Annotated in this window: 4 protein-coding genes; all 4 read right to left on the reverse strand. The window is 45.6% G+C overall.

Translation table 11 applies throughout. The features are described 5' to 3' along the window. Positions 1 to 45: 45 nt before the first annotated feature. Positions 46 to 2,319, reverse strand: coding sequence for an ACP S-malonyltransferase (gene fabD / locus G9G54_RS09290; RefSeq protein WP_165177463.1), 2,274 nt, complete (start codon positions 2,317 to 2,319; stop codon positions 46 to 48). Positions 2,320 to 2,350: 31 nt separating this feature from the next. Further along, entirely contained in the window at positions 2,351 to 3,304 is a 954-nt protein-coding gene (locus tag G9G54_RS09295; RefSeq protein WP_165177465.1) for an acyltransferase domain-containing protein, read from the reverse strand. A 61-nt stretch (positions 3,305 to 3,365) separates the two neighbouring features. Then, positions 3,366 to 4,241, reverse strand: coding sequence for an SDR family NAD(P)-dependent oxidoreductase (locus tag G9G54_RS09300; protein WP_061828465.1), 876 nt, complete (start codon positions 4,239 to 4,241; stop codon positions 3,366 to 3,368). Positions 4,242 to 4,301: 60 nt separating this feature from the next. Continuing rightward, positions 4,302 to 13,175 (reverse strand): SDR family NAD(P)-dependent oxidoreductase, encoded by an 8,874-nt coding sequence (locus G9G54_RS09305; RefSeq protein ID WP_165177467.1) that lies wholly within the window; start codon positions 13,173 to 13,175, stop codon positions 4,302 to 4,304. Positions 13,176 to 13,204: the final 29 nt, after the last annotated feature.

Raw genomic sequence — 13,204 nt, forward strand, 5'->3', positions numbered from 1 at the left:
ATTCCCTATCATCTTAATGATTTCTATTTTTCTCCACACATATACTCACATTATCGTTAAAGCTTTATACCTCTCATTCAGGTATTCCGCAGTTTCAACCATTATTTTTTGTCCTATTTCGTCAACATGCCTGTTCTTCCAATTCTCAAAGACTGTTCCCTTAACCCATTGGTTAAAAGCGCCGAGGGCTGGTCCGCAGTGTACTTGATAATCAACCTTACTGTGTTTGTCTCCATTCATTGCAAGTCGTGTAGAATAAGTAAAGTACCATCTAAATATCAACGCCATCTTACGTTTAGGAATTCTTTCAGCTTTTTCAATGATCTCAGCCGGGTAATAAGCTTTAATATCTTCATATACTTGTTCAATACTCTTCTTAAAATACTTTTCTTCAATATATTTTTTGGTTCCGCTATCAATTTCATCTATGGAGTTATAATTACGGTAAAGATCATATAATTTATTCGCCCTGGCCGGGAAAAAAACTCCTTTTTTCATAACCTGAATCTTCGCTCCCATTTCAAACATATCTCCTGCGGGGGCGTAGTCTGTATCCTGTATATTTAACTGCTGGAGCAAATCCTTTACATCATCACTTGTCCCTGCTTCAACCGTACATTGGTTGATTGAGCCTGTCATGATAAAATCCGCACCCAGTATAAACGCTGCCGCAGCAGCTTGTGGAGTCCCTATCCCCCCGGCTGCCCCTACCCTTATACTTTTATTGTATTTATACTTAAGTAACGCTTCATCCCTCATTTTAAGCATTAACGGAACCAGTACATATGCAACAGCATGATCAGTATGCCCGCCTGAATCAGCCTCGACACACAGATCGTCTACCATAGGAATTTCCATCGCCATCCGGGCCTCATCCCGGCTTATCCTATTTTCCTCGAGCAGTTTATTTACGATATTCTGAGGCGCAGGACTCAAGAATGCCTCCACAACCTCGGGTCTTGATACTTTCGCTATAATCCTGTTCTGCGGTGTTACGATCCCCTTTTCATTTCGTTTCAAACCTTTCAATCTGTACCTTACCAAAGAAGGCGTTATACTCATAAAAGCAGAGGCTTCAATAGTTCTAACACCGTATTTTATGTACAAATCAACGATGTTATTTTCTATTTCCAGGTGATCGGGAACATGAATAAGATTCATTCCATAGGCTTCGCCTTGGTTCAATTCTTGCTGAATATACTTTATAGCTTCCTCAAGGGCCCCAATCTTGACTCCCCCTGCCCCAAAGAATCCCATCATTCCTGCCTTACCTGCTTTTACGACCATCTCTTTTGAAGATATTCCCTTATACATCGAACCCATAAGATACGCGTATTTAAGTCCATAATATTGTTTGAATTCGCTATGACCAAGAGACTCCGCCGTAAATCGTTGGCCGGATATACTATTCTTCGACTTTACTTCCTGTACCTGCTCGCTACGTTCCTCATCCTCCCTCACAATCAGCGGTTCTGCGTCTCGTTGTATTGCGTTAACCAACCCTGTTATGACTTTTCCAGGCCCAACCTGTATGAACTGGGTTACATTTTTACCCATTAGATATCTTATACTTTCCGACCATTTGACTGGACTTACGATCTGGTTGATCAGCGTACTCCTTACATCTTGCTGCCTGTAGGGTCTGGCATAGATATTTGAAATGACTGGTATTTTCAATTTTGAGAATTCGAACTGTGACGCATAGGCCTCAAATCTCTGTCTGGCATCTTCCAAATACCTAGAGTGAAATGCTCCGCTTACATTTAAAATTACATAGTTTGTGGCTCCTGCATCCTCAAAAATTGGCTGCGCCCGTTCAATCATGCCCTTCGGTCCTGAGATGACAATCTGGCTTGGCGAATTAAAATTAGCAACATCAATCTCCCTTAAATTATTTTTCTCGATAACTTCTCTAAATACTTCCTCCTTCAAGCCTATGACCGCAGCCATACCACCACCGGTAGCCTTGACCATCAGCTCTCCTCTTTTTTTAACCAGCTTCAAGCCCGTTTCAAAGTCAAATGCCTCTGCGGCAAATAAGGCATTGTATTCACCCAGGCTATGTCCTGCAACATAATCAGGTTTTCTTCCAGTCTCTTTTAATGTATTAAGATAACTCAAAGCGTTTACGACAAATAGCGCCGGTTGGGTAAAATCCGTTTGTCCCAGTTGATTGGCAGGATCTTCAAGACACAGTTTCTTAATAGAATAACCAAGAATAGCATCCGCTTTTGCAACCAATTCCTGAAATTCGTCAAACAGCCCTACTCCCATGCCTTTGGCTTGAGCCCCTTGTCCAGGGAACAGATATGCGATCATTTGTGTCCTCCTTTTTGCTAGTGAATGCATATTAGTTGAATATTTCAAATAGACGATCCAAATTTTTCATATTGTTTTGAAAAGGTGAAAGAATAGAACAAATACTTGCCATTTTCTTGCTACCAAAATTGTACTTCACAAAATTAGCAAGAGTGCCAGAGGGGCCAAGGTCAATATAGATAACCTCGTCCCCGTCTCCCAGACATTTTAAAGCGTTCCGAAAACGGATAGGTTTTCTAGCAACATCCCAAAGAAAACGGTTGTCAAGGGATGTCGCCTTTCCTCCGAACATAGATGAAACCATATTTATAGTCGGATTCCTTAGGGTCTTAAGCTTTAAATACGCTGTATATTCCAAGGCTATAGGGTCCATTAAGGAAGAGTGAAAAGCAAACTGGACCGGTAACCTTTGACATATAATCTCATTTGCTATCAAGTAGCGTTCAATTTCTTCCAGTTCCTCACAGCTTCCAGAAATGACAAAATGCGAGTCATAGTTGATTGATGCTAACTCTGAGTTGGCATTCAATACGGATATTTGGTCATACAGACTGAGGTCGCCAATTACTGCCAGCATGCCACCCTTTGGACAGTAGGTTTCTACCATTTCTGCTTGCTTGACAAGGCATTGAAGAGTATCTTCATAACTCATACAACCAACCGCAGCAACAGATGCAAACTCACCGAGGCTGGAACCTAAAACATAATCAGGATAAATCCCCTTTTCCAGTAATACCTGTGTGAGGGCATACTCCACCATGAAAATTGCAGGGTGAGTATATAACAGGCTATCAAACACGTCTCCCCTCCCACGGTTGTCGTCGTACAGCATTTTTAATACGGACCTGCCTGTAATATCCGTATGAATCTCATCCAGCTTGGTCATCCATTTTCGGAAAACTGGATTTAACTTATATAATTCTCTTCCCATGCCGTAGTATTGTGAGCCTTGGCCTGAAAACATAAAAATCACAGATCTGTCCATTCTAACCTCCCACAACATACTCATTGATAAAATCCTAATAAAACCATTTAAAATAAATATTTCACAGTAAATTCCGAACTAATTGCATTTGGGAAGGTGTAGGATTGCTTTCGTTAAGAACATTCTCCATATGTTGTCTTATTGCAGGTTTGAATTTCGGCTCTGTTATGATATATAGCTGCCCTTTTTTGATTCCCTCAAACATCTGATTTGCTACATCCTCTGGAAGTATTCCATTCTGGACAGCCTTACGGGCCAATTGATTAATGACTTGTCTTTCCGGGGGAAGATTTCCTAGTCCGGTCTGCTTACTCAGCTCCGTCGGTCGGTTCCGTTCCGCATCCATAATTTGGGTACGTACGAACCCAGGGCAGACAACCGAAACTCCTACATTGGAACCTATCAATCTGAGTTCTTGGTGTAGCGTTTCAGACAAGCTTAAAACGGCATGTTTTGACGCGCTATATATTCCATTACCGGGGCCGGACAATAGTCCGGCGATGGATGCTGTATTCACAATATGACATGCGGTTTTCTGTTTCAGCATAATAGGAACAAAAACTTCAGTTGCAAAGAGAATCCCCCATATGTTTACGTTTATTACCCACTGCCAATCTGCCACCGTATTTTCCCACAATAAGCAGCCCGTGCCGGCGTCCACCCCTGCATTGTTGAACAAAAGATGCACAGCTCCAAATGTCTGAACCGTTTTTTGCGCTAATGCACGTATATCAGCTTCTTTGGAAATATCCGTCACTACGGATAACGTTTCTGCGCCCATGTCTTTCAATTGTTTTTCAGCCCTTAGAAGGGCCTCCTCCTCAATGTCCGCAAGAACGACCTTCATGCCCTCATTTACACATCGGTCCGCAATAGCGCGGCCAATCCCACTGGCAGCTCCTGTAACTACGGCTATCTTATCTTTAAATTCCCTCATGATTTACCTCCAGAATAATTTGTAATTTCTATCTGATAGTGATCGGTTCCCTGTTTATGTTTAAAACTGGGTTATCGGTAGAGGAATCCTGCGGACATCTTTATCCTCATGGAGTGCCTCCCATGAAATCCTGCCCCCCTGGGTCCAATACATCGCTATATTTTCCATGTTTTTCTCCTCTAGCAGCAATTGAGAAACGGTCTCTCCTATTTTCCCTGAGAGAAGCGCACTCGTGTTTGAGTCTTCTGCGCTTTCTCCTATAAATAAAGGAATAGATGCCCCTTCTGGCCCGTTGCCGCTATCAGCTATTTCGAGAAGTTCCCTAAGACCCGTGAGTAGATCCTGCCGCGTACTCGCTACGATTGCCGCCCGCCATGTCATCGCTTCGCGACCTGTCTGAAGTGTAAAGGCAATATCTTGTAAGGCATCATCGCTCTGCTGCTCCAGATATCCAAGTAATTGATTGGCAAGCGCCATCAGTCTCTCCCGGTTTATATCCGAGAGAATCACCACTTCGGGCTGATCTGCCACTCGTAAATGAATGTTGTCTTTTTCTGAAGGGATATATTCTTCCAGAATGAAATGCACATTAGAGCCTCCCGCACCAAAGGAGCTTACGGTTGCCCGCAACGGGAATTCCCGTTTTTCTCCCTGCATCTCAATTACAGGCCGCTCCCATTCCTGAACTTCCCGCTGCAAATAAAATGGAGTATTACTGAAATTAATATTAGGGTTAAGCTTCTCGGCCTTAATGGTAGGAACCAGTTTTCGATGCCATAATTGCAATATGACCTTGGTTAGCTGTGATATCCCCGAAGCCGCTTCTGCATGCCCAATATTGGATTTGACTGAGCCAATGGCACAAAATTGTTGCTCGGTTGTGAATTTCTGGAATGCTTTATTCAAAGCAGCGAGTTCAATAGGGTCTCCCAATGTAGACCCATTTGCGGCTGCCTCTACATAACTGATCGTCCGGGGGTCTATACCGGCTTTCAAAAAGTTTTCTTCGACTAGTTGCGCCTGCGCATTGGGGTTAGGGATTGTATATCCATTGCTATGTCCCCCATGATTGGTTGCCGTGGATTTAATAACCGCTAAAATGCAATCTCCATCCTGTACAGCCTTATGAAGCGGTTTTAAGAGTACCGCTCCAACTCCTTCCGCTGGAAGGTACCCATCCCCATCTGCAAAGCTTCTGCTATCTTCATGACTTCCAATCAACTGATTTTGACTGGATTCAATATATTTTTTGGGACTGGTCAATAGATTCCCCCCGCCAGCTACCGCTATTTGACACTCTCCCCTGATCAGGCTTTCACATGCCATATGGACAGCTACAGCTGAGGAAGAGCTCATCGTATCAATGGATATGCTCGGTCCCTGGAAATTGAAATAATGCGACATGGGGTTTGCGACTGCAACAGACCCAAATGATGTTACCCGTTGAGCAGAGTCCGGTTCGGTATCACAGGAGCAGTATTTGTGATACGTAGCGCCCACATAGACGCCAACCTTGTTCTGGTGTTTCTTCTGTAATGCCTCTCGCGTATATCCTGCACTTTCAAGCAAATTCCATATTATCCCCAGGAAGAGTTGCTCCATCGGGTCCATTAAACTGATCTCATAGGGGGTGAGATGAAAGAATGCTGGCTCTGACAGGCTTATTCGTTCCATGAAACCGCCCCACTTGCAGTAGGTTTTTCCCGCCTTGTTTCTCTCCTTGTCAAAATAAAGATCATGCTCCCAACGATCTTTTGGAACTTCGGTAATGCAGTCCTTGCTTTCTTGGAGATTGCTCCAGAACTCCTGAAGATTTTCCGCACCTGGATATTTCCCGGACACCCCAATTACAGCAATGTCCATCGCTCCTGTTTCTTGTTTCTCCTCCTCCGGAGGCTCTCCCTCAGTTGCAGAAAATTGGGGATGACGGAATATCGGAGAAGGGGCTTTTGCCTGCTCCATACCAAACCATTCAATCAATTCGCCCCGATGCGATTCCAGGAAATATTCTATTAAACTCTGGATATTCGGATATTCAAAAAGTAAGGTCCTCGATAGCGGTCCGAAGTTTTTTTCCAGCTCATCGGTTAATTCCATTGACTTTATGGAGTCAACACCATAGTTTTCCAGATTTTTGTCCTCTTCAATGCGATGTTCCGGCAGTCCAGTGGACGAAGAGAGCAGGCGCTTTAGGTAACTTATCATTTTTTCACGTAGTAGCTCTTCTTCCTGGCTGGACACTGCCTTATTTGTTATAGAAGTTGTGTCGGCTTTTGCACCCGCAGCTGCTGCCTGATCTATACCAAACAAAGCGATCAATTGGTCTCGATAGGCTTCCATAAAATATTCCGTCAAACTCCTAATATCTGAATATTCAAAAAATAGAGTCCTCGACGCCTGATCGAATGTTTTCTCCAGTTGGTCGGTCAACTCCATAGACTTTATAGAGTCAACCCCATAATTTTCAAAAGGTGTATCCTCTTCGATTCGATATATTGGCAGTTCGATGGACGTTGAAAGCAGGGTCTTCAAGTAATGGACTGTCTTTTCACGCAGCAGGTCCTCTGCTCTGCCGGACACTTCCTCGTTTGCTGCAAAAGTTGTGTCAGCTTTCGCGCCTGCCACCGCTACCTGATCTATACCAAACAAAGCAATCAATTGGTCTCGATAGGCTTCCACAAAATATTTCGTTAAACTCCGGATATCCGGATATTCAAAAAATAGAGTCCTCGATACCTGATCAAATGTTTTCTCCAGCTGGTCGGTCAACTCCATAGACTTTATAGAATCAACCCCATAATTTTCAAAAGGTGTATCCTCTTCGATTCGATATACGGGCAGGCCGATGGACGTTGAAAGCAGAGTCTTCAAGTAATGGACCGTCTTTTCACGCAACAGGTCTTCTTCTTGGCCGGACTCTGTCTTGTTTGCTGTGGAGGGAACGATGTTAGCTTCTGACCCGAGCGCCTGATCCTGAGATGCTTTACCGCTTTCTTCAAGCTGTCCCTCCATGATCATCATGTTGCTGATTATATCTACGTCTCCTTCGATCACCATGACCTGATCCGAAATACAGGCTATGCTTTGGTACAGGGCGCTCATGCCTGTCTCTGTCCTCATCGCATGCATACCCACCTTCTGCATGGCCTTCTCCGTCTCCTGGTCAGGCCGCATTCCGCCATCTTTCCATAACGGCCAATTGATGGACAGCGTTTTGCCTGTACGCTCCATGGAGGATACCAAGGTATTGCGGTACCAGGCATATGCATCCATAAAAGCATTCGCGGCAGCATAGTCAGACTGACCTGCATTACCACCCACTCCCGAACCTGACGAAAAAAGGATAAAGAAGTCAAGAGCAATGTCCTTACTGGCTTGGTCCAGATTTACCAGTCCCGCAACCTTTGGCGCCAGCACTGCCCTGAATTCCAGGCTAGTCTTTTTAATAATGTAGTTATCCTGGATTATTCCAGCACTGTGTAGGATGCCGTTGATTCCGCCGTATGTCTGTTTGATATCTTCAATTAAGCCAACCACAGCTTCCTTCCGCGTGACATCCACCTGTCTGTATTCCACCCGGGCGCCCAATGCCTTCAATTCCTCCAATGAGGTCTGCTTGTCCTGGTCCAGTAGGGAACGTCCACTAAGAATCAAAGTCGCTTCCTTGGCCTGACGCGCAATATCTTTAGCAAAAATAAGACCTAAACCCTTTGCTCCTCCAGTAATCAAATAAACCCCGCGGTCTTTCCATGGAATATCCGGTGTCTCTGACGGCATTTCTGCTTTACTCCAGACAGGAACCCAACGTTTGCCTTCTGCAAACCGGATGCGGCTATCCGCAGGGTGTCGGCTGCTCGTCTTTAGTATTTCGATGAGCCCTTCCATTTTTTCTGTACCCTCAACTTCAATTAACTGACCATGGATCTTTGGATTTTCCTTTTGCGCAGTTTTGAGTATGCCGCACAGCCCAGCGAAGAGCAGCTTTTCATGTTGAGGCATCGTTACAATCTGCACCAGCACCTTGCCTTTGGGTTTGTCATTCAGGATACTTTTTATTTTTTCAAAAACCTGGACAGCATACATTTCGAAGCGGCGATCGACCTCCTCCATACCGGATTGCAGAGTGATACATTCCACTCCTGCCAAGGATGACTCGATATCTCCTGCAGCAATGGTATCTATTTCGCAAAGCATTACTACATGTCGTTCGTAAATGGGAACCATCGTGTCCTCCGCAACAACCGCCTGTTCTTTCCAGAAGGGTTGGAGCATCATTGCACCAGGTGTTTTCTCACATGCGCCCACTACCTTGTAGGAGCATCCTTTTATACGCACGCAGACCTGGCCTGCCTCATCACACAAATCAATGTCATACTTCTGCGTATTATGACCAGCCCCGCTTCCTCTGCTATACCGGATCAACGCCCACATTTCACAGGGACATTCCCGAAATATTTCGAGTCCCTCAATGGCAGTCGGCCGTATTTTCTGTAGAGGATCAATGCCTGAAGGCCACATGATATTTTCATCATTCGAAAACAAGTATGCCGGCGGCATTTGCAAAGCAGCGTTTATTATAAAGGGATGCAAAACAAATAAGCCCTCAGTATTCCTAATACCGGAAGGCAACGATAGCTTGGCCAGCACTAACCCCTGTCCTATATGCACTTGTTCATTGGCCTGATGCCCCAGACTGTCGTCGGCTCCCATGTCCCACACTGCTTCGTCGTCTATCCCAGGCGAAACATGCTGAAAGCATTCCATCTGCAAAGCCTGTATATCCCACGTTTCAGCTGCATTCAACATCTCCAATTCGGCATTACCCTGGCTGTGTAAGACAGGGTCCCCGGCTTCTGTTAATCTGCTATAGATTTTGAAGCCAATCGCTCCTTGATCTCCCGGAAAGAGCCCTATATGTATTTCTAACGGCTGATCTCCTATAGCGGGAGCATGTGTCCATACAATATCTTTAATAATAATGTTTGCCTGCCCCTTCTCCTGTACTGTTAACGACTGCTCAACCGCTGCCCGCACCATTTCAAGGCATGCCGCTTCTGACAGGACAAGCTTTCTGTCAATTACGGAGTTTTTCAGATAAAACTCCTGGCCGCTAAAGGTTGAACTAAATCTTTGCTCAGAAAGTACGGAGGTGTTTTGATGCAGTAATGGATGTAGATGTGCAGCTGTATTGGCGACAGGCTTTTCTTCATCTACATGTATCCAATATCGTTCTCTGGCAAAAGGATATGTGGGTAAAGGGATACGCCGGGGCTGGACATTACCATAAAGTCTGCTCCAGTCAATACGGACACCCTTGACCCACAAGTCTGAGATTCTGCCATACTTTTCCGCTAGAATCTGTAAATCAATCGTTTCATCGAGCGTTTTCTCCTCTGAGGCCTTGTTCAAGCTCTCCTTGTCTCGCTTGGCCTGTCCCCGGTAAAGCTGTGCAATACTCTGTCTTCCTCCAATAAAGCCCCGCAACTTGCTTCTAAGTTCCTCCACTGACTCAACGACCACAGCGAGGCGCTCTTCCATCGCTTCGCGTCCTGTCTGCAAGGTATAAGCCACATTCACCAGATCGTGATCGGAAAACTCATTCCGATCCATTGCAGCAACCAATTGGCTTACCTGCTCCTTCAATACTCCATCACTTTTTGCCGACAGAACTACGACGACTGGTCTTGGAGGAGTAAAGGCATTTTGAAAGTCATCCTGTTCCGCAGGGAGGTATTCCTCAAGGACGATATGGGCATTAGCCCCACCGGCTCCAAAGGAAGATATCCCGGCGATCCTCGGGTATTCCCGTTGTTCGCCGTCCTCCTCCACTATCGGACGCTCCCATTCAGAAAGCCCCTGTTGGACTACAAATGGCGTTTTGGAAAAGTTTATATTAGGGTTCAGTTCCTGGGAATGCAGGCTAGGGGCAATTTTCTGGTTTTTCATTTGCAAGATGATTTTAGCGATGCCTGCAATCCCTGCGGCCGCCTCTAAATGGCCTATGTTTGATTTTACCGAGCCGATAGCGCAAAACCCCGTGTCCTGCGTATCTTTCTTAAATGCCTGGGTAAGCCCGGTGATTTCAATAGGATCGCCGAGCTCCGTTCCAGTACCGTGGGCCTCAATATAACTGACTGCCCGGGCATTTACGCCTGCTTTATCAAAAGCCTCTCTAATCAGTTCACCCTGTGCTACCGGGTTAGGCACGGTATACCCATTTGTTTTTCCTCCATGGTTGATACGGGTTCCCCGAATAACCGCATAGATATGGTCCTTGTCTGCAATGGCTCGTGATAAAGGTTTGAGCAGCACAACCCCTGCACCTTCGCCAGGGACAAATCCATTCCCGCCTTCCCCAAAGCTTTTACACCGTCCCTCAGGCGATAGCATTCTCATCGTACTGAGAAAGATATAGCTTGAAGGATGAAGATATAAGTTGACTCCTCCAGCAACAGCCATTTCGCATTCACCGTTAAAGATATGCTCACAGGCCTCGTGGATTGCAGTTAATGAGGAAGAGCACATGGTATCTACCGGGATACTGGGCCCCTTTAAGTTCAAGAAATAGGATATTCTATTGGCTACCGAACTGAAGGAGGTTCGCGGAAAGACGGGTTGTCCTTGTTCCCACAGCTTTGGTCCATATAAATTGAACCCCGTTCCGGTAATTCCTGCAAAGACGCCAATCCGGCCATTATACTGTTCGGCGAGCTGTTCCCTACTATATCCTGCATCCTCGAAAACCTTCCAGCATTCTTCCAGGAATATTCGCTCCTGAGGATCCATACTCATCGCTTCCCGGGGAGATATATTAAAGAAGAGAGGATCAAAATCCGCAAAATCCTCCACAAATCCTCCATATTTACTATAGCTTTTGCCCTTCTCAACAGCTTCTTTGATGTCGGAACAGTAGAAACCTTCCCTCTTCCAGCGTTCCGCAGGAATTTCTGTTATACAGTCTTTGCCCTGTTCCAGATTACTCCAGTACTCTTCCATATTTTTGGCCTGCGGATATCGTCCGCTTATACCAATAATCGCTATTTGCTCGTGTTTCACACGGTCTCTGTTAGTAGCCGTGTTGCAGATACGATTGTTTTCTTCCTTTGGCAGGGGTGACAAAGAAATCTCGCTGGCAGCATGCAAGGTTGCGGAAATGGAGACGGATTTCTCTTCCGTCTTCATCGGGCTTCCGAGTCCTGTCCACCGTACGCATTCCTTGTGATAATCAGCAATAAAATATTCGGCCACTGCTTCCAACGTCTGATATTCATAAAACAAGGTCATTGATATTTCTCCAAAAATCCCCTGCAGCTTTTGATTAAGCCTTGTAATCATGATGGAGTCTATGCCATAGCTCTCCAAAGGCTCGCTGACATCAATCTTGTCAATGCTCAGCTTGGTAACTTCTCCAAACAACAGTTTTAGCTGATGTAAGGTTTTTTCCAGAAGCAGTTCAAGATTCACCTCTGAAGAAGCTGACTCTTCAACATATTCTTTCTCCTGCGATTGGGACTCCAGGAAATACTTTTGCAATCTGGATTGCTCACCTTCTATGACCAATAACTGATTTAGACCAGCGGCCAGACCGTTATATAAAGCCTGGATACCGTTTGAAGCTTGCATAGCTACCATGCCAATACTTTGCCAAGCCCTCTCCGTGTCATCGTCCACATGCATCCCTCCGTCCTTCCAGAGAGGCCAATTGACAGATAGCGTCTGCCCTTTGCGCTCCTTTGAGGATACAAGGCTGTTTCGATACGCGGCATAGGCATCCATAAAGGCATTTGCGGCAGAATAGTCGGCTTGACCGGGGTTGCCCATAATCCCAGCTATTGAGGAGAAGAGAATAAAGAAATCAAGATGTAGCTCCTTGGTCGCCTGATCTAAGTTCACCAGTCCGGCAACCTTTGGTGCCATTACTCCCGCGAACTCTTCCTGTGATTTATTCACGATAAAACGATCCTGTATTACTCCAGCACTATGAAGGATACCATCAAGGCCTCCATACTCTTCCCTGATCTCAAGGATCAATTTGGAGACTTCTTCCTTCCGTGCTACATCTACCTGTCTGTACTCAACGCGCGCCCCCAGCGCCTTCAACTTCTCCAATATGGCCTGTCTACCTTCGTCCAGATTTGAACGGCCTACAAGAACTAGCGTGGCTTCCCTGACTCGCTGCGCGATATCCTCCGCAAAAATAAGTCCTAAACCTCCTGCACCGCCTGTAATCAAATAAGTCCCCCGATCCTTCCAGGGCACTCTTCCCATTGTCTCGGTGGGTTTCATCTCGTTCCAGCCGAGGACCAGACGTTTGCCATCCTCATACCGTATCCTTTTATCCTTTGGATATTGACTGTTCTCTTTTAATTTCTCAATCACCTCTTCCAGACCTACAGATTCCAATTCTACGAATTGCCCTACGATTTTCGGGTTTTCTTTCTCAGCTGTCTGCAGTAATCCCAACAGTCCTGCGAAAGGTTGCTGCGCGCTTTGTGCGGAAACTGCAATCTGTATCAGTACGCTACCCTTGGATTCCTCTGTGAGAACCATTTGTACTTCCGTGAGCAGCTGGAGGGCATACGTCTGAAAGCGTTCATCCATGCTGCTTTGGCTGGCATGCAGCTTGATGCAACGGGTTCCTTTCATGAGCGATTCAATGCTGCGCTCTGCGAAATGATCCAGTTCGCAAAGTACCACCAGATGCTGGCTAAATTCAGGGCGTGCCACTTTCTGGAGAGCAACTTGCTCTTTCCAGAAAGGCTCAAGCATAAGGACTCCCGTACCCGCCAATGACCCCGAAGTCCTTGTTCCGCTTTGCGGGGTCTCATGCGAAGCCATTCGAGCTTGAAATTGGCGTATTTTTACAATGGCATCCTCTTTCTGTATCCGTCCGCTTTTTACCTCGCCTAGAATATATTGAAAAAAGTCCTTCATCTTCTATTGCCTCCCAGCACGTAGAAACT

Origin of the sequence: Paenibacillus sp. EKM212P, assembly GCF_011066115.1 — a bacterium.
In the GTDB taxonomy this organism is placed as follows: Bacteria; Bacillota; Bacilli; order Paenibacillales; family Paenibacillaceae; genus Paenibacillus; species Paenibacillus polymyxa_B.

Excerpts from the sequence above, each read along its gene's own strand:
- fabD (WP_165177463.1), bottom strand. The coding sequence starts at position 2,319 with ATGATCGCATATCTGTTCCCTGGACAAGGGGCTCAAGCCAAAGGCATG.
- G9G54_RS09295 (WP_165177465.1), bottom strand. The coding sequence starts at position 3,304 with ATGGACAGATCTGTGATTTTTATGTTTTCAGGCCAAGGCTCACAATAC.
- G9G54_RS09300 (WP_061828465.1), bottom strand. The coding sequence starts at position 4,241 with ATGAGGGAATTTAAAGATAAGATAGCCGTAGTTACAGGAGCTGCCAGT.
- G9G54_RS09305 (WP_165177467.1), bottom strand. The coding sequence starts at position 13,175 with ATGAAGGACTTTTTTCAATATATTCTAGGCGAGGTAAAAAGCGGACGG.